Below are 22241 nucleotides of genomic sequence, written 5' to 3' on the forward strand. Positions count from 1 at the left end.
GCAGCGTGCGAGGCCTTGGGCGTATGGGGCAAGACTTGTGTGTACAAGTTTTCCGTCTGTTTACCTTCCGTGCCCCGGAGTGGGGGTGGACGACCCCGAAACGTCACCCGAAGGCCCTGCGCCGGCCACGTGCGGGCCTTGAGGGGAGGCGGGTCGAGCTGCCATAGTCGTCTTGTGAAGACAAGTAAGGGTGTTCCGCTCCACGAGAAGCTCGGCGCTGAGTTCCTGCGGCGTATCGAGTCCGGTGAGTGGCCGGAGGGCGAGCCGGTACCGAGCGAATCCCAGCTCTGCGAAGAGTTCGGGACCTCCCGCGGGCCGGTCAGGCAGGCCTTGTCGATACTGCGGTCCGATGGGCATCTCGTCGGCGGCCGGGGCAAGCCGCCCGTCGCCCGCAGAGCAGCCCCGTCGCAGCCTTTCGCGTCGCTCATGTCGTTCACGCAGTGGGCCAGATCCATCGGCCGCGAACCGGGGCAGCTGACCGTCGAGGTCGCCCGCCGCCGGGCCTCCCCGGAGGCCGCCGCACGGCTCGGCCTCGACGAGGGCGAACCCGTGGTCGACCTGGTCCGGCTGCGTCACCTGGACGGTGTGCCGGTCATGGTCGAGCGCTCCACGTTCGTCCTCCACGTCGGCCGGCACCTGTTCGACATGGACCCCGACGCGGGCTCGATCTACGAGGCGCTGTGCGCGCGCGATGTCGACCTGCACCACGCCCGCCACACCATCGACGCCATCGCCGCCGACACGCAGGACGCGTCGCTCCTCGGCATCGAGCCGGGCGAACCCCTGCTGCGCGTAAGGCGGTTGGCGCTCTCGCGGGACGGCGTGCCCCTGGAGTACGCCGACGACCGCTATCTGCCCACACTCGCCAACTTCACCATCGAGAACACCGCCGAGGGACGCACCGTCGTCGGCCGGTACCGCACTGACGAGGAGAACCCCAGTGATTGAACTCGCCGTCTTCGACATGGCAGGCACGACGATCGAGGAACACGGCGCGGTGTACGAGGCGCTGCGCCACGCCGTCGAATCGACCGGCGTGACCGTCGACGCGCAGGACCTCCAGACCTGGATGGGCACCGACAAGCGCGAGGCCATCGACGCCCTGGTCCGCCTCGGCGGCGGCACCCCGGACGCGGAGCTCGTCGAGCGGCAGTACGGGGTCTTCCGCCTGTTCCTGAAGCAGCGCTACGCGGAGGTCCCGCCGCAGCCCATAGCCCAGGCCGACAAGGCCCTCGCCGAACTGCGCGCCCGGGGCATCAAGGTCGCCCTGACCACCGGATTCAGCGACGACGTCGCCCTGCCGCTGCTCGCGTCGCTCGGCTGGTCCACGGGCGAGGGCGGCAACCTCGACGCGGTCGTCACCGCTGACGAGGTCGTCCGCGGCCGCCCCGCCCCGTACATGATCCACCGGGCGATGGAGAAGACCGGCGTCGTGGACGTCCGCAAGGTGCTCGTCGCGGGTGACACCGCGGTCGACCTGCAGGCGGGGCACCACGCGGGCGCGGGCGTCGTCGTCGGCGTCCTCACCGGCCAGCTCCCGCGCACGGAGCTCGAACTGCACCCGCACACCTATGTGCTGGACAGTGTCGCCGAGGTGCCGGGCCTTGCGGAGGCGATGGCCGCGGAGTAGTCGTACGCGGAGTACAGCGAAGGGACGTGGGCGGCAGTGCGCGGGCCGAAGCCCGCGCACTGCCGCCCACGTTCCGTCAGTCCTCCGCGAGCGCCGCGTCCACGATCGACTGCGCCTCCGTCTGCACCTGGGCCAGGTGGTCGGGGCCGCGGAACGATTCGGCGTAGATCTTGTACACGTCCTCCGTGCCGCTCGGCCGTGCGGCGAACCAGGCGTTCTCCGTGGTGACCTTCACGCCGCCGATCGCGGCGCCGTTGCCCGGCGCGTGGCTGAGCCTCCCGGTGATGGGCTCGCCCGCGAGGGTGTCCGCGGTGATCGCGTCGCCGCTGAGCTCGGCGAGCCGTGCCTTCTGCCGCTTGGTCGCCTTCGCGTCCACGCGCGCGTACGAGGACGAGCCGTGCTCCGCGGCGAGTTCGGCGTAGTACTGCGACGGGGTCTTGCCGGTCACCGCGGTGATCTCGGCCGCGAGCAGCGCGAGGAGAATGCCGTCCTTGTCGGTCGTCCAGACGCCGCCGTCCTTGCGCACGAAGCTCGCGCCCGCACTCTCCTCGCCGCCGAATGCGACCGACCCGTCGACGAGCCCCGGCACGAACCACTTGAACCCGACCGGGACTTCGAGCAGCTCCCGGCCGAGCGACGCGACGATCCGGTCGATGACGGCGCTCGACACCAGAGTCTTGCCGATCGCGGCATCGGACCGCCAGCCGGTGCGGTGCGTGGCCAAGTAGTGGATCGCGACGGCGAGATAGTGGTTCGGGTTCATGAGACCGGCGTCGGGCGTGACGATGCCGTGCCGGTCTGCGTCCGCGTCGTTCCCCGTCAGCAGGTCGTAGTCGTGCCGCTTCGCGAGGACGGACGCCATCGCGGGGGCCGACGAGGGATCCATCCGGATCTTGCCGTCCCAGTCGAGCGTCATGAACCGCCAGGTCGGATCCACCTGGGGGTTGACCACCGTCAGGTCGAGTCCGTACATCTTGGCGATCCGCGCCCAGTAGTGCACACTCGCCCCGCCGAGCGGGTCGGCGCCGATGCGCAGCCCGGAGGCCCGGATGGCGTCGGTGTCGATGACGGAGCTCAGCTCCTCGACGTACCGCTCACGGAAGTCGTACGACTCCGGAGCCACGTCCTTCGTGGTGCGCACGTCCCGGTTGCCGTCGGCGAGCAGTTCGTTGGCGCGGCGCGCGATCCAGGAGGTCGCCGTGGAGTCCGCAGGGCCGCCGTGCGGCGGGTTGTACTTGAAGCCGCCGTCGCGCGGCGGGTTGTGGCTCGGCGTGATGACGATGCCGTCCGCCTGCCCGAGCTCGTCGGGCGCGGTGCTGTTCCAGCGCAGGATGGCATGGCTGAGCGCCGGGGTCGGCACGTAGCTGTCGTGGATGTCGGCGAAGACGCGTACACCGTTCGCCGCGAGGACGCTGAGTGCCGTGTCGAGCGCGGGGCGCGAGAGGGCGTGGGTGTCGGGCCCGATGAACAGCGGGCCCGTGATGCCCTCGGCCGTGCGGTACTCGACGATGGCCTGCGTGATCGCCGCGATGTGCCGTTCGTTGAACGCGCCGTCCAGGCTGGAGCCCCGGTGCCCGCTCGTGCCGAAGACGACGCGCTGCTCGGGGCGGTCCATATCGGGGACCTTGGTGAAGTACGCGTCGACGAGTTCGTCGACGTCGACGAGATCCTCCGGCCTGGCCTGGGTTCCTGCGCGCTCAGTCATGGGGGCAGTCTCCCATCCGGGCCCCGGGCGACGCATGACCGCAGGGGTGTCCCGGAGCGCCACGCACACTCCGGGACACCCGGCCGGTCGACGGGCCGTCAGGACTCCCGCTTCGTCCGCTCCTTGACGATCGCGGCCAGCGTCTTCGCGATGTGTGCCTCGGAGGCGGCCTTGTCGATGCCGGACTCGGCGAGGGTGCCCGCGCCGTTCTCCTGCTCCAGGAGGGCCAGCAGGATGTGCTCCGTACCGATGTAGTTGTGGCCCAGGCGCAGCGCCTCGCGGAAGGTCAGTTCCAGGGCCTTCCTCGCGTTCGCGTCGAACTTGACGAGGCCGGGCACGTCGGAGACGGCCGGCGGCAGCGTGGCCGTCGCGTTCTGCCGCACGGTGTCCAGGAGTACGCCCTGGGCCCGGATGGCCTGCGCAGCGAGCCCTTCGGGTTCGGCGAGCAGGCCGAGGACGAGGTGTTCGGGCCGGATCTCGTCGTTGCCGGCGGCCTGGGCCTCGTTCTGCGCGGACATCACGACGTTGCGCGCCCGCGGGGTGTAGCGGCCGAAGCCCGAGCTGGGGTCGAGCTCACCGGCCTCTCCGGAGGCCTTGGGCACGAACCGCTTCTGGGCGGCCTGCCGGGTGACCCCCATGCTCCTGCCGATGTCGGTCCAGGACGCCCCGGAGCGGCGTGCCTGGTCCACGAAGTGGCCGATCAGATGGTCCGCGACGTCGCCGAGATGATCCGCGGCGATCACGGCGTCGGAGAGCTGGTCGAGTGCGTCGGTGTGGACCTTCTTGATGGCGTCGATCAGGTCGTCGAGGCGTACGGGTGTGGTCATGCCTACGGGCTTCGCAGATTCCGTCATGTGACAACCGTAGGTTGACGGTCTGAGGCTGTCAACTGTTAGTTGACAGTCGCTGAAGGTGCCCCCGCGCACGCCGTAGGCTGCGGAGTCCACGACGTACCCACCGCTGAATGAGGAGAGCCATGCCGTCGGCCCGAGTGCTACTTACGGACGTGCTGCGTGCGGCGGACGAGTCACGGACAGGCGCCCTCTGGAAGCTCGACGGCGCGGCCCGGCAGCTCGACGCTAACGTCGTCCGGCTGCGGCCCGGCACCGTCGTGGCCGAGCACGTCGAGCCGGACCTCGACGTCCTGCTCGTCGTCCTCGAAGGCGACGGATCGCTCCGGTACGCCGACCAGGAGGAGCAACTCGCGCCCGGCGCCCTCGTGTTCATAGCGCGCGGCGAACGGCGCTCCGTGACGGCCGGCCCCGACGGTCTCGCCTACCTCACCGCCCACCGCAGGCGCCCCGGCCTGACCATCGCGCGGACCCCGGCCTGCGAGGGCGGCGAACCGGCATGCCTGCTCAGCCGGATCTGCCCCGCCTGTGATCGGGTCTCCGACGACGCGACGGCGGCCTACTGCGCACGGTGCGGCGGACGCCTCCCCGCTGCCTGACGCGACCGAGCGGGCATTCATGCCCGCCCGACGGTCCGGCCTGCGCCGCCCCACGCGCCCTCGCCCGTACGGTGCCGGGGACGAGCAGGACCGGGCGACCGCAGCGAGGGAGAACCACCCGACATGGCCGACTACCGCATCGAGACCGTCCGCAACGGCTTCCGCGACTGGACCGCACGCAACGACCGCGGCGCCGAGGTCCGCATCGGAGCCGCCGAAGACCCCGACGTGCAGCCGTCGTTCACCCCGGTCGAGCTGCTCCTCGCCGCGCTCGGCGGCTGCGGCGGCCTGGTCACCGACCGCACGGCCCGCACCGTCGAACACGACGGACTGCGCATCGTCGTGGAGTCCGTGTCACGGCCCGAGGACGACGGCCGCGTCGGAGCGGTGCGCGTCAGCTACGAAGTGGAGCTGCCCGAGGGCGACGAGCACGCCGCCGACGCGTTCGCACGCGGCGTGCGCCTGACCCACGAGAAGTACTGCACCGTCAGCCGGACCGTGGAACACGGCGCCCGGATCGAGGCCCGACTCCCGGACGGCACGCTCGTCTTCATGGCGGGCTGACTCGTCTTCACGGCGGGCCGGCTCGTCTTCGAAGTGGGGTGAACGGTGCGGTGGCCGGATGTCGCCGCCGCAGCCGAAGATCGCCATAGTCTCCCTGAGTGTCCGCATGGTCACTGTGTGCATGCAGACCTGACGATCCGTCGAAGCATCGAGGAGACGACCGCGTGAAGTCCCTACGTCTGGTCCTGGCCGCCCTGGGAGCGATGGTGGCGCTCACCGCGCCGCCGTCCGCAGCGGCAGCGGAGTCTGCGCCCGCGCCCGCCGCACACGAGCCCTGCACGGGTGAGTTCCAAGGCGACGCCAGGCTCGGCCCGAAGTACCGGCCCAAGAAGTGGCAGGCCCCGGTCGGCCCGCTCCTGAAGGCCTACCACCGCACCGGCTCGCTCAGCCCGAAGGCGTTCCTGAAGAAGTACTGGGAGGGGCCGGCCGACTCCGGCAGCTGGAAGTACCCGCCGAACGACGGATTCACCGAGACCAACGGCCAGGTCGACCGCCGCCCCACCGAGCTGCGGCCCGGGCAGACCCTCGACCGCTTCGGCTCGGAGTACGGCTCCTATCTGGCGCCCGCCGGGGACGCGTACAAGAAGCGGGCGCTGCCGCCGCAGAACCTCAACACCCGTGAGCCCGCCTACGCGTGCGACTATCACGTCTACGAGGTCGCCAAGCCGTTCTTCGTGTGGCAGGGCCCGATCGCTCCCTGGTTCGAGCAGCCCGGCGGCGGCCGGCAGATCAAGCTCGACCAGGTGTTCCTCAACCCCGGTGAGGGCCGGCGCCTCAACGTGAAGTGGCTTCTGGAACACGACTACCTCGAGCCCGCGTAAGCGAGATCGGGACAGGAGGACGGTTTCGTGGACCGGCACGCGCTGGAGCGCGCTCTGCGGCAGGCTGCCGTGCCCTCGACCCACGACTGGATCGAGGGCGTCCACGAACCGTCCCCCACCCCCACCGACTTTCTCTATCTGCGCGAGGACCCCGGCGGGGGCTGGGAGACCGGCGCGTACGAGCGCGGCACCCACGAGACGATCGCGCGGCATCCCACGGAGGACGCCGCCTGCGCCCATCTGTGGCAGCTGCTGAACTGAGTGCCGCCGTAAGCGCCGCAGGGTCTTACGGGAGTGAATGCACCTTGGGGCCAACGCTGTTCGACCAGGCGTTGCCCGCCGTCGCGTCCCAGTTCGTGGACCAGGTCATCGCGCCACGCAGGCCCGGATACGTCCGCGCGGGCTTGAAGGAGCCGCAGCCGGTGCCGCGCGTCAGGCAGTCGAGGGCGTTGTTGACGACCGACGGGTCCACGTAGCCACTGCCCGCTCCGCGCGTCGATGCCGGGACGCCGAGGCCGACCTGCGACGGGTCGAGGCCGCCCTCCAGCTGGATGCAGGCGAGCGCGGTCAGGAAGTCGACCGAGCCCTGGCTGTAGACCTTGCCGTCGCAGCCGAGCATCGAACCGCTGTTGTAGTACTGCATGTTGACGACCGTGAGGATGTCCTTCACGTTCAGCGCCGTCTTGAAGTACTCACCTGAGGTGGACTGCATGTCGATGGTCTGCGGCGCCATCGTGAGGACCAGCTTCGCGCCGGCCTTCGCGGAGAGCTGGTGCAGGGCCTTCGACATATAGGTGGAGTTGAGGCCGTTCTCGAGGTCGATGTCGACGCCGTCGAACCCGTACTGCTGCATCAGGGAGTAGGCGCTGTCGGCGAACGCGGTGGCCGATGCGTCGCTGTTCACGGACACGCTGCCCTTCTCGCCGCCGACCGAGAGGATCACGGACTTGCCCGCGGCCTGCTTCGCGGCGATGTCGGCCTTGAAGTCGGCGGCCGACGCGTATCCGACGGCCGGGTCGAGGGTGAAGGAGATCTGGCCGGGCGTGCTGGTCGCGTCGGCGAAGGACACCGCGATGATGTCGTACTGCGAGGGGACGTCACGCAGTTTCTGCACGGTGGCGCCGTTGTTGAAATTCTGCCAGTAGCCGGTCACCGCGTGCTTGGGCACGGTGCCGCCGCCACCGCCGCCGGAGGTCGCGGTCTTCGCGGTGACGGCCGCCGACTTCGCGGACTCACCGGCCGAGTTGGTCGCGCTGACCTGGAAGCTGTACGAGGTGGCGGCGGCGAGCCCGGTGGCGGTGGCGGACGCGCCGCTGACGGAGGCGACCTTGGAGCCGTCGCGGTACACGTTGTAGCCGGTGGCGCCGGAGACCGGGTTCCAGGAGAGGTCGACCGAGGAGGAGGTCGTGGTACCGGCCGCGAGTCCGGCGGGGACTGCCGGAATCACGACGGGATCGCCACCGCCGCCGTCGGGACCGAGCACGCTCACATCGTCGGCGTAGTACGCGCTCTGCCCGTACCAGCCGTGCGTGTAGACCGTCACGGACGTCGTGTTCGCGCCGGTCGTGAAGGTGGTACTCAGCTGCTGCCAGCCGGAGGACCCCGGTGTCCACGTCGACACATCGGTGGTGCCCGTGCCGCTCGCGCCCAGGTACACGTAACTGCCCTGGACCCAAGAGCTCAGCGTGTACGTCGAGTTGGGCTTGACCGCGACGGTCTGGGAACACTGGGCGGTGTCCTGTGCGGTGGGTGTGCCCTTGAGCGCCCGGGCGCCGCCGTGCACGGGGGAGCCGACCACGGAACCGGTGCCGGCGGAGCAGGTCCAGTTGCTCAGATCCGATTCGAACCCGGCGTTCTTGGCGACGTTGATGTCGGCGGCCTGCGCCGTGGTCGCCAGAGCGGTGACGCCGAGCGCTGCGGCCGCGGTGACGGCCAGTGCGCCCTCGATCCATCTGCGTGCACGGTCCACTTACTGCCTCCGGTGGGGAGTGAAGGGGGCGGGAGTGAACGGTGGCCACCGCTGTAGGGCCCAAAGCTGGTCCAGACCAATCGAGTTGTCAAGACCTCAACCGTTGCCGGGGTTTGGGTCGGGGTTCTTCTTCGGGACGCGCGGTCTGGTCAAGGTCAGGGGCGCGGTCGACGGACACCCGTTCCGGAGCTCGTTCATGGCTCTGGGGGACGGCCGCCACAAGCTGCCTGTCAAGGCCGACGTGCGCCAGGCGATCGGCAAGGAGGCGGGGGGCGCGTCACGATCCGGCTCGAGGAGCGGCTGGAGGGCTGACTCCGGGGAGCGTGGATACGGGGCCGCCGGCCTGGGCGTGGGTAGGGAGTGGCCGGCGGCCCCTCCGCGCGGGAGCCGTCAATCCTGTGCGGGGTTCCTCTCGTAGTGGACTGCGTCGTTCCGATGGCTGGAAGCGTGCGAACACAGTGACTGGGTGCGCCCGATTCACACGGGGTACGCACCGGGTTTCAGAGGCGTTCGAGAATCCCGCGCACATAGGCGGCCTGTCCGGAGTGCTGGAGATCGTCCGAGATGACGCTCACCAGGCGCACGCCCAGCGTGACCGGCGGCGACCAGGTGTCGTCGATCACCTGGTCCAGATCCGCGTCGCTCAGTTTTGCCAGGTGGGCGAGGGTGCGCTCGTGCACTGCGTCGAAGTAGCCGAGCAGCAGATCGGCCGACGGGACGTGCACTTTGGCGACCTGTTTGTCGCTGTGGCCGTACCCCGTGTCGGAGGGTGGCAGGGCGAGATCGAGGCGGTCGACCCAGCCGTCGGCGAGCCAGACCTGATCGGTCTGGAAGGCGTCGGAAATGTGATCGTCCTGCACGCGTGACAGGTGCCAGATCAGCCACGCGATCGAGTTCGAGTCGTCATTGAGCCGGGTGTTGAGTTCCTCGGCGGAAAGATCTTCCACCGCCGAGTGAACCGTTTCGTGGATCCGTCCGAATGCGTCGGTGAGAACGTCCTTGGAGTGCATGACGTGCTGCTTCCTCGATGGCGACGATTTCACACCCGCGCACCCGTTCCATTCCGGCCATTAGAGGCCCTGAATATGCCAGGAGACTGGCCAGAAAGGCATGGTGACAGCGCGTCGGAAGTGTCGATACTCGTCTTCTGAGGAAGTTGAATGGCGCCCGACCAATAGATCATTTCGCCGGTCCCGACCCGGCGCACCCGAACGGACCACGCACATCGCACGGAATGAAAGTGAGGCCCGCAGGGCGGCGAACGAGCAACGGGGGAGAGCGTGCACGAGGAATTCCTGTGCCATGTCACCGCGTACGGAATCTGCGGCGGTCAGCGCGTCGGCGTACCGCTCGGCACGTATCGCGCGCCCACTCTGCCGCTCGCGATGTGGTGGCTGCGCGACCGTGCCTCCTGGATAGCCGAACGGCTCGATCCGCGCCCCGGCAATCCGCATTTCCCCGAACACGCCATTGCCCCGGTCGCCGACACCGTCCCCGATGTCCCCGGAGCGCTGCGCGACTGGTGCGGTGATGTCGAGCGGCAGGAACAAGTGGCCGAGGAGCTCGCCGACGGAAATCTCGTCCGTCTGATCACTCGCGACGACACCACGGAATACGAGTTCCTCGCCGAGTCGATCGACGCCCTGCGGATGCAGCGCACCCGCGCGTCCAGGGCCGCGCTCGTGCCACACGCATGATCGGCGCGGCGCCGATATGACTAGTAGCCGGTACGGGTGGCGCCGCGCTTACCTGCGTAAATGCCGGGGGATTGTGGTCATGCACAGCGTCGTCACCACACTTTCGGAGCCGCTCGAATGCGCCGCAGCACCACCTTGCTCACCACCGCTCTCGCCGGCGTCGCCGCCGCGCTGACCCTCGCCGCACCGACCGCCGTCGCCACCGCGCCGGCCGGTTCCGTACGCGCCGCGGGCCCCGGACAGGTCTGCTTCTGGACCGAGGCGGGCCAGCACGGCCAGGCCTGGTGCTACGCGCCACCCGGCTATGCCGAGGCGGAGAACGGCACCCAGCGCCACGCCTACTCCTTCGACTCCCGCGTCGACGGCACGGTCTACGCGATCAGCTACGGACCGGGGAACAGCTGCCTCTACCGCGAGATCCGCAAGGACGACTACGACGAGAACTGGGAGGCGTGGGCGACCAAGTTCGACGGCGTCAGCGACAACAAGATGGGATGCGAAGCGGGCTGATCCGCCGATGACCCATCGACCGCGCCCCTGGGCACGGCCGCTCCTGGCGCTCACCGTGCTCGGCCCACTGTCCCTGGCCGGACTGCTCGTCTCCGGTTGTGCGGCCCCGGACCCCGGGCCCGCACTCTCCCCGGACGACACCGTCAAGGCCGCCACCCAGCTCCTGACCGACCGCTGCCTCACCGCGCGGGGACTCACCCCGCCGCGCCCCGGCAGACGACCCGGCACGAAGGCCCAGGAGGAACATCTGGCTGACGCCCTCTTCGGCGCCGGACGCACGGAACTCTCCCTGAGACTGCCGACCGGATACTCCGTGCGCGCCCACACCGACGGCTGCCTGGCCTCGGCGCAGCGCGCCCTCTACGGCGACCAGCGCCGCTGGTTCCAGGTCTCGACCGTCGTCAACAACCTGAAGCCCGAAGCGGCCTACCGCAAGACCGGCCTCGCCTCGGTCCGGGCCGGACACCGCACCGAGATCGCCGACTGGCAGCGCCTTCGGGCGCACGCTCTGACCCGCGCGACCCACCTCCTCACCGACCAGCCACGGACTCCGTAGCAAGAGAAAGAGACACAGTGATCATCAAGAACTCCGCCGCGCTCCTCGCGGCCGTGGCCCTCGCCCTCGGCGGTGCCGTCGCCACCTCGTCCGCCGCCTTCGGCGCCTCGTGCCCCAGCGGCCAGTTCTGCGCCTGGACGGACGCGAACTTCGGCGGTCAGCGCACCAACTGGTCGGGCGACGACCACGACTGGGAGGACCCCATCCAGGACCAGGACTCCTCCTGGGCGAACCATGGCATTTCGGGCCCCGGTATCAAGGACCACGTACAGGTCTACGAGAACCCGGGCCTCGTCGGTCTCGGCACCGTCTGTCTCGCCCCGGGCCAGGAGATTGCCTCCAACAGCTGGGGCAATGACAGCGGCGACTCCCACACGTGGAAAATGAGCTGCTGACCTCGCGCACCGCGGGACCGGGACGGGCGGCGTGCCGCGCCGCCCGTTCCGGCCGGTTATGACTGCCGCACGCGCCACTGGGTATCAGGAGGTCTGCAGGGGAGTTACTGTGCCGACCGATCCCATTGAGAGAACCGCATGACCGAGTACCTGGACGGAGCCTTGATGCCGACCGGTGCTGCCGACCCCGTCGAGCCGCTGCGCCGGGCGACGCAGTACACCGGAGAGCCGGGCTGCATCGCCGACGCGCGCGCCTTCGCCGAGGTGTTCCTCGAGCAGCTGCGGTCGGAGTGGTGCGCCCTGATCGACGCCAGGTCCCGCGGCGATCTGCTGCTCCTGGTCAGCGAGCTCGTCACCAACGCCGACCGCCACAGCCACGGACCGTACGTCCTCGATCTCGAGGGATCGAGGGACGAGGTGGCCGTCACCGTCTACGACAGCAGCGCCGCCGTGCCCCGTCTCTTCGTCAGGGATCCCGGGCGCATCGGCGGGCACGGTCTCGAGATAGTCCACGCGCTCGCCACCGAGGTCATCGTGGAGCGGGTACCGGTCGGGAAGTGGATCAGGGCCGTCTTTAGACTGCGACCGTGATCGAACGGTTCTCGCGCGAGGAGACGGCGACATCGATACGGCACCCGACCGCGAGCTCCTGAACGACCTGGCCAAGGCGCTGCCCGGCCTCACGCTGATCGAGGACGGCGACGTGCTGTCCGGGCTCAGCCACGACGACGCGGAATGGGCGCCGGTGGGCCGAGCGCTCGCGGCGGTCCGGGTGACGGACGCCGGCGAAGTACAGCAGGTGGTGCGCGCCTGCGCCACGCTGTCCGTACCCGTCGTGACCCGTGGCGCCGGCACCGGGCTCTCGGGCGGCGCCAACGCCACCGACGGCTGCCTGGTCCTCGACCTCTCGCGGATGAACCGCATCCTGGAGATCGACACCGAGAACCTGCTCGCCGTCGTACAGCCAGGTGTCGTCAACAACGATCTGAAGGCGGCCGTCGCCGAGCACGGTCTCTGGTACCCACCGGACCCCGCCAGCGCCCCCTGGTCGACCATCGGCGGCAACGTCTCCACCAACGCCGGCGGCCTGTGCTGCCTCAAGTACGGCGTCACCCGTGACTACGTCCTCGGCCTCGAAGCCGTGATGGGCGGGCCCGCGGGCGAGTACGGCACCCGCGTCCGGTTCGGCCGGCGCACCACGAAAGGTGTCAGCGGCTACGACCTGACCGGCCTGTTCGTCGGCTCGGAGGGCACCTTCGGAGTGATCACCGAGATCACGCTGCGCCTTCGACCCGCGCCCGCCGCCGAACCCCGCACCGTCGTCGGCGCCTTCGACGGCCTCGTCGCGGCGGGTGCCGCGGTCGCGCTCACCACCCGGCGCGGCCTCCAGCCCGCCGCCCTGGAACTCCTCGACCGGCACTGCATGCAGGCCGTCGAGGACTGGAAGCACCTCGGGATCGAGCCCGGCGCCGCCGCCCTGCTCCTCGCGCGGATCGACGCGCCGGGCGACGCGGGGGCGGCGGAGGCGGCTGCAGTCGCCGAGGCGTTCGCGGACGCGGGGGCACTCTGGGCCGAACAGTCCACCGACGCCGTCGAGGCCGAAGCCTTGTTCGACGTCCGCAGGCTCGCCTACCCGGCCCTCGAACGCCTGGGGCCCGTGCTCACCGAGGACATCTGCGTACCGCGCTCGGCCGTGCCCGCCATGCTCGCCACCGTCGAGGAGATCGGGCAGCGGCACGGGGTGCGGATCGCGACCATCGCGCACGCCGGGGACGGCAACCTCCACCCGCTCCTGATCACCCCTCCCGGGGACACCGAGGCGCGCCGCGCGGCGCAGGCGGCGTTCGAGGAACTGCTCGCCGCCGCGGTCGCCGCGGGCGGCACCGTCACCGGTGAGCACGGCGTCGGCCTGCTCAAGCGGGGCGGCATGCGGCGGGAACTCGGTCCCGAGGTCTGCGCGGTGCAGCGCGCGGTGAAGAACACCCTTGACCCGCTGGACCTGTTCAACCCGGGGAAAGTCGTCGGCGACCCGGGCCAGAGCTGACCCTTTCGACAGTGCTTTGCCCGCCGCGCCGACCTAAATGAACTAATTGTGTGCTTATCCGACTTACGGTGCGTGTGTCGTCAGGGGGCTGCGCAACGTGTCCCTCGCGGACGCGGGTTGGGATGCCGATGAGTGAGATCAGCCGCAGAGGAGCCGTGGGTCTGGGACTCGGGATCGGCCTGGGCGCCGCTGCCGCGGGTCTCGCCGGATGCGGGATGGGCAACGACACGGCCCGCCCGCCCGCGGGCCGCGGACTCCTGGGCGGGAAGGCCGCTCCGCGGCTGATCGGTGACGGATCGACGGCGTACACCGGCAAGCAGCCGAACCAGCCCGAGTCGCCCGTCCCCCTCGAACCCGGCCAGACGCCACCGCAGTTCGTGATCTTTTCCTGGGACGGTGCGGGCGAGGTCGGCAAAGGCCTCTTCCCGCGCTTCCTCGAACTGGCCGAGACCCACGGCGCCCGCATGACGTTCTTCCTGTCGGGCCTGTACCTCCTGCCCGAGTCGAAGAAGCGGCTCTACGACCCGCCCAACAACCCCGTGGGCGCCTCCGACGTCGGGTATCTCACCGACGAGCACCTCAAGGAGACGCTGAAGTACACCCGGCAGGCGTGGCTCGACGGCCACGAGATCGGCACGCACTTCAACGGCCACTTCTGCGCCGGCTCCGGTTCCGTGGCGAACTGGACGCCCGCGCAGTGGTACAGCGAGATCGAGCAGGCGAGCTTGTTCATCAAGACCTGGCGTACGAACACGGGTTGGCACGACCAGGACCCCCTGCCGTTCGACTACGACAAGGAACTCATCGGCGGCCGCACGCCCTGCCTGCTCGGACAGGACAACCTGCTGCCCACCGCCCGCGAGCTCGGCTGGCGCTACGACGCCTCGTCCCCCGGCGGCGTGCAGCGCTGGCCCGAGAAGCGGCAGGGCTTGTGGGATCTGCCGCTCCAGGCCATCCCGTTCCCCGGCCACACCTTCGAGGTTCTCTCGATGGACTACAACATCCTGGCCAACCAGTCGAAGAACTCCACGCGAGGGCCGTCCTACAACTACGCAGGCTGGCGCCAGCAGGCCATCGAGTCGTACCTCGCGGGCTTCAAGAGGGCGTACGAGACGAACCGGGCGCCGTTCTTCGTCGGCAACCACTTCGAGGACTGGAACGGCGGGATCTACATGGACGCCGTCGAGACCGCGCTCAAGGAGATCGCCGGCAAGAAGGACGTACGCCTCGTCTCCTTCCGGCAGTTCGTCGACTGGCTGGACGCCCAGGACCCGAACGTGCTCGACCGGCTCCGCTCGCTGGAGGTCGGCGAGGTACCCGCGGGTGGCTGGGCGCGGTACCTCGCCGACGCGGTCACGGCACCCACCGGCGCCGCACGCGGCGGCACCTAGTTGGTTCTGACGTGTTGTCCGCCTCGCTGACGCACACTGGTCGGGACCTGATCTGCGACGGAAGGCAGGCGCATGGACCGCTGGATCACCGCGGGAGTGGACGGATCGCCGGAGAGCTCGGCCGCGGCTGCGTGGGCTGCGCGCGAAGCGGTGCGCCGCGGATACGGGCTGCGCCTGCTGCACGCCTGGTCCCCGCTGCCGGACGTGGCGGCGTCCGCGCCCGATCTCGCGGCGCAGGCCGAGTGGGCCACAAGTGTGGCCGACGAGGCCGGGCGCGCCGTGGCCGGCGGCCACCCCCAGCTGGCGCTTTCGGTCGAGTCCCCGTCCGACGAAGCCGTTCCCGCGCTCCTCGCCGCCGCGGCCGACGCGGAGTTCCTCGTCCTCGGCTCCCGCGGACACGGTGCGCTCGTCGGCTTCCTGGTCGGGTCGGTCGGGCAGCAGGTCATCGCCGAGTCGGCGCGGGCCGTCGTCCTGGTCAGGGCCGACGACCGCGCCGAACCGGAGGCGGCGGGCCGCGAGATCGTCGTCGGCCAGGAGGGCGCGCCCGAGGACAGCCGCGCGGTCCTCGAGTTCGCCTTCGCCGCAGCCTCCGCCCGCGGCGCGACGCTGAGGGCCGTCCGCGCGTGGACACTGCCACCCCTGTACGCGTACAGCCCCGCCTCGCTGAGGCTGCTCGACGAGGCCGGCGGCATGGAGCCGTACGAGAAGAAGGCGCTCGGCGAGGCGCTCGAATCGCTGCGCACGCGGTATCCCGACGTGCCGGTCGTGGAGCACGTCGAGATCGGCAGCGCCGGCCAGGTCCTTCTCGCGTCGGCCGCGGGGGCCCAGCTGGTGGTCGTGGGCCGCCGCGCCCGACGCTCGGCCGTCGGATCCCGGATCGGGTCCGTCGCGCATGCCGTGATGCACCACGCGCCCTGTCCGGTGGCCGTCGTACCGCCCGCCTAGCACTTGTCCTCAGTCGTCGGCGACGGTGATGGCCCGCACCGGACAGGCGCGGGCCGCCTCCCGCACCAGCGGGTCACCGGCGCCGTCTTCGCGGCCCTCCAGCACCTCGCTGAAGCCGTCGTCGTCCTGCGTGAACACGTTCGGCGCCGTCAGCGCGCACATGCCCGCGCCCACACACCTGTCCTTGTCGATCCGGATCCGCACGGTCTGCGCCTTTCTTGCGGCTCGGGCGGTCACCACGTGACCGGGAGTTCGAGCATGCCCTGGATCGTGTCTCCCGGCTTGAACGGGATCTCCTCGGCGGGCGCCGCGAGGCGCAGTCCCGACAGCCGCGCGAACAGCGACCGGAGCGCGATCTCCATCTCGGCCCGTGCCAGGTTCTGCCCCAGGCACTGGTGGACTCCGTAGCCGAACGCGAGGTGGTGGCGCGTGGGGCGGTGCCAGTCGAGGGAGTCGGGGGCCGTGAAGCTGTCTTCGTCGCGGTTGATGAGCGAGGTGGAGAAGACGACTCCGTCGTCCGCCCGGATGGTCTCGCCCGCGACCTCGATGTCCTCAGTGGCGACGCGCAGGATGCCGTCGGCGATGGACAGGAAGCGCAGCAGTTCCTCGACCGCGGCGGGCAGCAGCGAGTCGGCGGAGCGCAGCTCCTCCAGGAGGTCCGGATGCCGGAGCAGGGTGAACGTGCCGAGCGAGATCATGTTCGCCGTGGTCTCGTGCCCCGCGATCAGCAGGATCGTGGCGAGGCTGATGAGCTCCTCGCGGTCGATCTCCTTCTCGTCCGGCCCCCGGTGGATGAGCTCGTCGAGCAGTCCGTCGCCCGGCTCACGCCGCTTGCGGTCGATCAACGAGCCCAAGTACGCGTCGAGCTGCTCGCGCGCGGCCTCCGTGTCCGTCACGTCCGGTCCGCGCAGCAGGCGCCGTGACTGCTCCTCGAAGAAGTCGTGATCGGCGTAGGGCACTCCGAGCAGTGAGCAGATCACCATCGACGGCACGGGCAGCGCGAACGCGCTCACCAGGTCGGCCGTCGGGCCCTGCTCGACCATCGCGTCAAGGAGCCGGTCGACGATCTCCTGGATGCGGGGCCGCAGTGCCGTGATCCGCTTGAGGGTGAAGCTCGGGATCAGCATGCGGCGCTGGGTGTTGTGCTCGGGGTCGTCGACTCCGAGAAGGGCGATGCGCCGTTTGCGGGAGAGGGCGAAGCGCTCGGTGGGCATCGGGAAGGCGCGGTTCTCCCGGTCGGTGGACAGGCGCGGGTCGATGAGCAGGTCGCGCGCGGTCGACTGGCCGGTGACCACCCACACGGTCCGCCCGTCGTAGAGCGAGACACGGGAGAGGGGCCGCGCCGAGCGCAGCGGATCGTAGGAGGCCGGCGGGTGGTAGGGACACGTGCGGTCCTGGGGGAAGGCGACGGTGTCCGGCGTGGGGGGTGTCACGGTCATGGTGACCTCGCAGGCGGTGAGTCTTCCTCGGTGATCTTTATTAGATGCCTTGGGCATCCAGTCGGCCACTCGAAGATCGGCCAGTCCGCCCATCAGGGACATCTGGCCGAACCCTGTTGTTCCGATTCTGCCAGGGGTGTGTTTTGTCTGGTCGGGGCGTGCCGTCGGACCTGGCGGGGCGGACGGGGCATGTGCCGTACGGCCGGAGCCGATGGGGTGTCCTCGGGCGTGGCGCGGCTTGTTCGCGCCGGGGCGACCGCACCGGTGCCGGCCGCGCCCGCGGGGAAATGCGGATGCTTGTGCGAACGGCGGTGGGTATCGTCGCCGCACGTGGAACCACTGAATGAGAAACAGATCCGGGCGTCCTTCGTGAACTGCACGAAGGGTGAGGCCACGCGGATGAAGCTCCCCCTCGACTTCGCCGAGGTCCCCTGGGAGGACCTCGATTTCCTCGGCTGGGTCGACCCGGGAGCCCCCCTGCGGGCCCACCTGGTGCGCCCCGGCCCCGACGGGCCTCTAGGCATCACCCTGCGGGTGCCCTCGGTGGGCCGGACCAGCGCCGTGAAGTCCAGCATGTGCCAGGTGTGCCTGACCGGACACGCCTCTTCCGGTGTCGCCCTCCTCGCGGCGCCCCTGGCCGGGGCGCGCGGGCGGGAGGGCAACACCGTCGGCATCTATCTCTGCGCGGACCTCGCCTGCTCGCTCTATCTGCGCGGCAAGCGGCAGCCCAAGTTGCGGGCCGGGCGTTACGAGGAGTCGCTCTCGCTCGATGAGCGGATCGCCCGCGCCATGAGCAACCTGGACGCCTTCGCGGCCAAGGTCACCGAGGTTGCGTGACCGGTGCGTGACCCGTGCGTGACCGGTGTGGGGCTCGTCCGGGACCGGTTTTGGCGAGGCGGCCCTACATCGCCGCGTCCAGGAGCGGGATGAGTTGTTCCTCCTCGTGCAGCAGGTGCCTCTCCAGTTCGTCCGTGAGCCGTTCCACCTCGGGGAGCACCAGGCTGGGGTCGGCGGCGTCGGTGGAGACCGTCTCCTGCAGACGGGCGAGGAGCGCGGCGATCCGCTCGTGCTCCTCGCGCATCAGCTCCAGGACCGCGCCGAGCTCGGGATGGCGCGAGCCGATGAACGGGAACAGGGCGGCGTCCTCTCCGGCGTGATGGTTGTGCAGTCCCTTGCAGAGCGTGAGGCAGTTGACCCGGAGCTGGGCTCCCAGACCGAGACCCGGGCCCGACTCGGCCATCTCCTTGCGGATCAGGCCCAGTTCACGCCGGATCCCGTCGTGGACGGCCTTGAGCCCGTCGCCCCATGACGTCGCGCCCGTCACGTTCGGCGGGCCGCTCTCGATGGCCCGCAGGGCGACCACGGGGATCACGCGGGAGGTTTTCGCCTGGTACTCCGCCCAGCCGGGATCGCATTCGACCGCCCGGGCGAACGCGGCGTCGCGCTCGGCTCCCGTCAGGACCTCGGCCTCCGCCTCGTAGGTGAACACGCCGTCCTCGACGGAGACGCGCGGAGTGGCCAGCAGATTGTGGAACCAGTCCGGGTTGCCGGGCGCGCCTCCCGCCGAGGCGATCACCAGGACGCGCTCGCCGCCGTCGGGGAGGAAGCCGACCGGCGTGGTGTGCGCGGCGCCCGAGCGGGCTCCCGTGGTGGTGAGGAGGAGGATCCGGCCACCTTCGAAGGGGCCTGAGAGGCGGCCGCGATTGGCCCGGAACTCTTCGATGACGTGCTGATTGAAATCGTTGGGCATTCTCTTCTTTCGTCTCCGGGACTTACGAAATCTGGATCGCGGAAGCAAAAGAAGATCGGCGGGCCTCGCGCCCGCCCCGGCCTCACTCGGAGGCCGGGTGCCCTACTCGTTGATGGCCCAAGGCCGACCCGGCAGTCACGGGCCGAGACCCTAGTTCATGCGGGCGTGCGGCGGCAATGCGTTTCTATCCGGTGCGGGCTCGGGGGTGGTCGTTCTGCTGAGGTGTGCCTTCAGGCACGGGCTCGGGGGGGGGGGCTCGTCGGTTGCGTTCTCGGGTGCGGGGCCGCGGGGGCATGTACGTGCTCGCTGTTCTACGGGTGCACGTTGGCCAGTTGATTGCCTGTACGTGGTGCTGGTGGCTGCGCGCGCACATGACCCCACGTCCCCTCCCGATTCGTCGGCGCCTGGCCGTCACGTGGGACTTCGCTGTCTCCGGCCATGTCCCGTACGCGGCTGATCGCCTGTGGGGGCTCCGGTTGGGCGGCTTCCTACTGGACCTTTGCCTGGATTGCCGAGATGCACGAGGCGATGGCCTGCTGGAGGTCCTCCAGGCGCTTGAGCATGTCGTCCTCGTAGACGTCGTCCTCGGCGTCGTCGAGGGTGAGCTCCTCGAATACCTTCGTCGCCTTCTGCAGGCTGTTGTAGAACTTCGCCCTGCGCTCCTTCACCCGGAGGTCGGGGTCGCTCTCGACGGTCTTGGTGACGAGCTCACGGACGCTGTCGTACGCCTCACGCGCCCACTCACCGGCCTCTTCGTCGTCGTCCAGCTCGTCGATCAGGGAGAGGTGGCGCTCGGCCTCCTCGCGCAGCTCGCGCGGCGCCTCGATCTTCTGTCCCGCCGCCGTCTTGATCTGGCCGTTCTCCGCGATCTGACGCACGTACTCGACCCGGTCGCCGGCCTTCGCCTCGGCGGCTACGGCCTTCTTCAGGTCGTCGGTGCGCACGATGTCCCTGACCAGCTCCGTGCGCAGGGCGGGGTCCGCTTCCAGGCGGTCCATGAGGGCCTTCCTGGCCGCCTCGGCGGTGCCGGGGTCGGCGAGGATCGCGGCGCGCAGCGCGGTCGGGTTCTCGGCGACCTCCAAGGCCTTGGTCGGGCGGATGCCCTCGGCCTCGGCGGCCGCCGAGATCGCGTGGCCGCGCGGCGACACGGCGATGGAGCGCGACGCGTAGTACGTCAACCAGGCGTCGGAATCCGGGAGTTCGACGTCCTGGCCCGGGGCGAGCGCCTCGAAGTGCGGCACGAGACCGTCGTCGGCCGCCTTGTCCCAGGCCTTGTAGTAGCGCATGACGCGCTCCGCCGAGCAGCCCGCCAGCTCGCTGAACCGGCGGGCCGAGATCTTGGGCGTCTCGCCCACGGCCTGCCCGCCGGGACGCACGCTGCGCGCCACCATGAGGGCGAACGCCCAGCCGCCGGTCCGGGCGTAGACGCCGAAGGCCCGCGCGTCCTCGGCGACCAGGTCCGAGACCGGCGCGGCGTCCTCCGGGGCGTCCTCCTCCGACACGCTCTCCCCGCCCGGCACCCAGATGTTCGCCTCGGCCTCGACGGGCCCGGCCTGCGCCGGGACGGCCCCTTCGGACGTGACGTCTGCTGCTGCGGATTCTGTCGGGGCGGTCACTGAGGTCACGTGGCTCTCCTGAGGCGTCTCGGGCGGACGAAGGTTGACCCGCTACTTTATCCTTCCTAATTGACCGTTTTGTACGCGGGTGCTTGTGTGGGGTCTCAGGTGCTGTGCTCGATCTTGCCGCCCACGACGACTGTTTCGGCCACGGTGCCGGGGATGTCCTCGGGGGCGGCGCTCAGGATGTCGCGGGACAGGACCACGAAGTCCGCCGCCTTGCCCACGCTCAGCGAACCCCGCTCGTTCTCAAGGAAGTTGGCGTACGCGGAACCCATCGTGTACCCGTACACCGCGGTCTTCACGTCCACCGTCTCGCCCGGCATCCAGGGCTCGCCGCCGTCCAGCGGGCGTCGCGTGACAGCCGTGTAGATGCCGACCATGGGGTCCATCTCGGCCACGTTCCAGTCGCTGGAGAAGGCAAGGACCGCGCCCGACTCGTGGAGGCTGCGCATCGGCCAGGCCTTGTGCCAGCGGTCCGTGCCGACGTTCTCCGCCCAGTCCTTGCCCGGCCCGGCGACCTCGGGGGCGCAGTGCCTCGGCTGCATGCAGGCGACCACGCCCAGCGCCGCGAAGCGCGCGGTGTCGGCCGCGTCGAGGCACTCGACGTGCACGACCTGGTGGCGGGCGTCGCGCTCACCGTTGACCGTACGGGCGTGCTCGACGGAGTCGAGGACCGTGCGGATGCCGCGGTCACCGGTCGCGTGGACGAAGCACTGGAAGCCGCGCGCGTCGAGCTTGGCAAGGAGGTCCGCGAACTCCTCCGGCGGGTAGAAGGTCTCGCCGCGGTGGTGGCCGCACCCCGCGTACGGCTCCAGGAGTGCGGCGGTGCGCGGCTCGACGACGTCGTCGATGTAGAGCTTCAGCGGCCCGACGCGCAGCCGGTCGTCCGCGTGGCGGGCCGCGGCTGCGGCGAAGTCGTCGAGGTCGGCGTCGGTCGTGCCGCGCGGGTGGAAGAGCGCGGCCACGATCCGCGAGCGGAGCCGGCCTTCGGAGCGGGCGCGCTCGAACAGGGCGAGGTCGTCGATCGAGTTCTGCGGTTCGACGACGGTCGTGATGCCGAAGCGGATCGCGTCGTCGAGGGACTTGGCGAGGCGCCCGTACTGGCGGTCGGCCGAGGCCCACGGCACGCCGATCTCCTTGAGCGCGCGGTGCCCGTCGCGGGACAGTCCCTTCACCGCGAAGTCCTTGATGAATCCTGTGGGTTCACCGGTCTCGGGGTCGGTCGCGGCCTCGCCGAACGGCAGGCTCGTACGGTCCTTGTCGATGCCGAGGCGGCGCAGCGCGGCCGTGTTCAGCCAGGCGGTGTGCACGTCGTAGCTGAGGACGAACGCGGGGGTGTCGCCGGTCACCGGGTCGAGATCGGCGGCGGTGGGCATCCGGCCGCCGGGTATCGCCGAGTAGTCGAACGCCTCCGCCTCGATCCAGGCGGCGCCGGGGTGCGCCGCCCGCCACGTGCGGATCCGGTCGTGGATCTCGTCGAGCGTGTCCGCACCGGCCAGCTGGACGCAGGCGTCGTCGGAGCCGAGCCGTACGTGGTTGTGCGCGTCGATGAAGCCGGGCAGGACCAGCTTCCCGCCGGCGTCGATGACCTCGGTGCCGGGCCCCGTCCAGGTCTCGGCGTCCGCGTCGGCTCCGAGCCAGACGATCTTTCCGTCGCGCACGGCGAGCGCCTGCGCCTCGGGCAGCGCCGGGTCGACGGTGTGGACGCGTGCGCCGCGCAGGACGAGGTCGGCGGGGGCGGGGGAGTGGGACATGA

General features: G+C 70.3%; 24 protein-coding genes and 1 pseudogene. 16 read left to right on the forward strand and 9 right to left on the reverse strand.

The genetic code is table 11. The annotated features are described in order from the left end of the window. Window positions 1-174 precede the first annotated feature (174 nt). Window positions 175-948, forward strand: a complete 774-nt coding sequence (locus CG723_RS11740) for a GntR family transcriptional regulator (protein WP_100593217.1) — start codon at window positions 175-177, stop codon at window positions 946-948. After that, the gene (locus tag CG723_RS11745) at window positions 941-1630 is read left to right on the forward strand and encodes a phosphonatase-like hydrolase (RefSeq protein WP_100593218.1); all 690 of its coding nucleotides are present in this window, start codon (window positions 941-943) and stop codon (window positions 1628-1630) included. The genes CG723_RS11740 and CG723_RS11745 overlap by 8 nt, the downstream gene beginning before the upstream one ends. Window positions 1631-1706: 76 nt before the next feature. On the opposite strand, the gene pgm is transcribed toward CG723_RS11745, so the two are convergent. After that, window positions 1707-3335: a phosphoglucomutase (alpha-D-glucose-1,6-bisphosphate-dependent) gene (gene pgm, locus CG723_RS11750; protein WP_100593219.1), complete on the reverse strand. Its 1629-nt coding sequence runs from the start codon at window positions 3333-3335 to the stop codon at window positions 1707-1709. Window positions 3336-3433: 98 nt separating this feature from the next. Further along, a complete protein-coding gene (locus tag CG723_RS11755) occupies window positions 3434-4189 on the reverse strand; it encodes a Clp protease N-terminal domain-containing protein (protein ID WP_234374241.1) in 756 nt (251 codons plus the stop codon). A gap of 122 nt (window positions 4190-4311) precedes the next feature. Between CG723_RS11755 and CG723_RS11760 the strand changes: the two genes are divergently transcribed. From CG723_RS11760 to CG723_RS11775, 4 genes are all read left to right on the forward strand, one after another. Beyond that, the gene (locus CG723_RS11760; RefSeq protein ID WP_100593221.1) at window positions 4312-4785 is read left to right on the forward strand and encodes a cupin domain-containing protein; all 474 of its coding nucleotides are present in this window, start codon (window positions 4312-4314) and stop codon (window positions 4783-4785) included. A gap of 123 nt (window positions 4786-4908) precedes the next feature. Further along, complete coding sequence (locus tag CG723_RS11765; protein ID WP_100593222.1) at window positions 4909-5349, forward strand: OsmC family protein; 441 nt, start codon at window positions 4909-4911, stop codon at window positions 5347-5349. Window positions 5350-5513: 164 nt separating this feature from the next. Next, window positions 5514-6170, forward strand: a complete 657-nt coding sequence (locus CG723_RS11770) for a TNT domain-containing protein (RefSeq protein WP_234374242.1) — start codon at window positions 5514-5516, stop codon at window positions 6168-6170. A gap of 27 nt (window positions 6171-6197) precedes the next feature. Next, the gene (locus CG723_RS11775) at window positions 6198-6431 is read left to right on the forward strand and encodes a hypothetical protein (protein ID WP_100593223.1); all 234 of its coding nucleotides are present in this window, start codon (window positions 6198-6200) and stop codon (window positions 6429-6431) included. Window positions 6432-6456: 25 nt separating this feature from the next. Here the strand turns inward: CG723_RS11775 and CG723_RS11780 are convergent, their stop codons facing one another. Next, entirely contained in the window at window positions 6457-8139 is a 1683-nt protein-coding gene (locus CG723_RS11780; RefSeq protein WP_324902873.1) for a chitinase, read from the reverse strand. Between the two features lie 118 nt (window positions 8140-8257). On the opposite strand from CG723_RS11780, the pseudogene CG723_RS11785 reads away from it, so the two are divergent. Then, window positions 8258-8451, forward strand: a pseudogene (locus tag CG723_RS11785) (DUF1905 domain-containing protein); the annotation flags it as partial. Between the two features lie 188 nt (window positions 8452-8639). Here the strand turns inward: CG723_RS11785 and CG723_RS11790 are convergent. Further along, window positions 8640-9149: a mycothiol transferase gene (locus CG723_RS11790; RefSeq protein WP_100593224.1), complete on the reverse strand. Its 510-nt coding sequence runs from the start codon at window positions 9147-9149 to the stop codon at window positions 8640-8642. A gap of 270 nt (window positions 9150-9419) precedes the next feature. Between CG723_RS11790 and CG723_RS11795 the strand changes: the two genes are divergently transcribed. The 8 genes from CG723_RS11795 (at window position 9420) to CG723_RS11830 (ending at window position 15677) form a co-directional block, all read left to right on the forward strand. Further along, complete coding sequence (locus CG723_RS11795) at window positions 9420-9836, forward strand: hypothetical protein (RefSeq protein WP_100593225.1); 417 nt, start codon at window positions 9420-9422, stop codon at window positions 9834-9836. 117 nt (window positions 9837-9953) lie between these two features. Then, window positions 9954-10346 carry a hypothetical protein gene (locus tag CG723_RS11800; RefSeq protein ID WP_100593226.1) on the forward strand — a complete coding sequence of 131 codons (393 nt, stop codon included), beginning with the start codon at window positions 9954-9956 and terminating at the stop codon, window positions 10344-10346. 7 nt (window positions 10347-10353) lie between these two features. Beyond that, entirely contained in the window at window positions 10354-10902 is a 549-nt protein-coding gene (locus CG723_RS11805; protein WP_234374243.1) for a hypothetical protein, read from the forward strand. 23 nt (window positions 10903-10925) lie between these two features. Continuing rightward, window positions 10926-11297 carry a peptidase inhibitor family I36 protein gene (locus tag CG723_RS11810; protein ID WP_100593827.1) on the forward strand — a complete coding sequence of 124 codons (372 nt, stop codon included), beginning with the start codon at window positions 10926-10928 and terminating at the stop codon, window positions 11295-11297. A 138-nt stretch (window positions 11298-11435) separates the two neighbouring features. Further along, a complete protein-coding gene (locus CG723_RS11815) occupies window positions 11436-11888 on the forward strand; it encodes an ATP-binding protein (RefSeq protein ID WP_100593227.1) in 453 nt (150 codons plus the stop codon). Between the two features lie 112 nt (window positions 11889-12000). Continuing rightward, a complete protein-coding gene (locus tag CG723_RS11820) occupies window positions 12001-13341 on the forward strand; it encodes an FAD-binding oxidoreductase (RefSeq protein ID WP_234374244.1) in 1341 nt (446 codons plus the stop codon). A 128-nt stretch (window positions 13342-13469) separates the two neighbouring features. Then, window positions 13470-14732: a hypothetical protein gene (locus CG723_RS11825; protein WP_100593828.1), complete on the forward strand. Its 1263-nt coding sequence runs from the start codon at window positions 13470-13472 to the stop codon at window positions 14730-14732. 72 nt (window positions 14733-14804) lie between these two features. Next, window positions 14805-15677, forward strand: a complete 873-nt coding sequence (locus CG723_RS11830; protein WP_100593229.1) for a universal stress protein — start codon at window positions 14805-14807, stop codon at window positions 15675-15677. Between the two features lie 9 nt (window positions 15678-15686). Here the strand turns inward: CG723_RS11830 and CG723_RS11835 are convergent, their stop codons facing one another. Both CG723_RS11835 and CG723_RS11840 read right to left on the reverse strand, forming a co-directional pair. Continuing rightward, entirely contained in the window at window positions 15687-15881 is a 195-nt protein-coding gene (locus tag CG723_RS11835) for a ferredoxin (protein WP_100593829.1), read from the reverse strand. Window positions 15882-15910: 29 nt separating this feature from the next. After that, the gene (locus CG723_RS11840; protein ID WP_100593230.1) at window positions 15911-17116 is read right to left on the reverse strand and encodes a cytochrome P450; all 1206 of its coding nucleotides are present in this window, start codon (window positions 17114-17116) and stop codon (window positions 15911-15913) included. Window positions 17117-17446: 330 nt separating this feature from the next. Here CG723_RS11840 and CG723_RS11845 point away from each other — a divergent pair, with 330 nt between their 5' ends. Next, the gene (locus CG723_RS11845; protein WP_100593231.1) at window positions 17447-17953 is read left to right on the forward strand and encodes an FBP domain-containing protein; all 507 of its coding nucleotides are present in this window, start codon (window positions 17447-17449) and stop codon (window positions 17951-17953) included. A 64-nt stretch (window positions 17954-18017) separates the two neighbouring features. On the opposite strand, the gene CG723_RS11850 is transcribed toward CG723_RS11845, so the two are convergent. From CG723_RS11850 to CG723_RS11860, 3 genes are all read right to left on the reverse strand, one after another. Then, on the reverse strand, window positions 18018-18866 hold the full coding sequence (locus CG723_RS11850; protein WP_100593232.1) for a nitroreductase/quinone reductase family protein: 849 nt from the start codon (window positions 18864-18866) through the stop codon (window positions 18018-18020). Between the two features lie 488 nt (window positions 18867-19354). Further along, the gene (locus tag CG723_RS11855; protein ID WP_442802555.1) at window positions 19355-20482 is read right to left on the reverse strand and encodes a hypothetical protein; all 1128 of its coding nucleotides are present in this window, start codon (window positions 20480-20482) and stop codon (window positions 19355-19357) included. A 104-nt stretch (window positions 20483-20586) separates the two neighbouring features. Then, window positions 20587-22239, reverse strand: a complete 1653-nt coding sequence (locus CG723_RS11860) for an amidohydrolase (protein ID WP_100593233.1) — start codon at window positions 22237-22239, stop codon at window positions 20587-20589. Between the last annotated feature and the right edge of the window lie 2 nt (window positions 22240-22241).

It is taken from the genome of Streptomyces sp. CB01635, from assembly GCF_002803065.1.
Classification (GTDB): domain Bacteria; phylum Actinomycetota; class Actinomycetes; order Streptomycetales; family Streptomycetaceae; genus Streptomyces.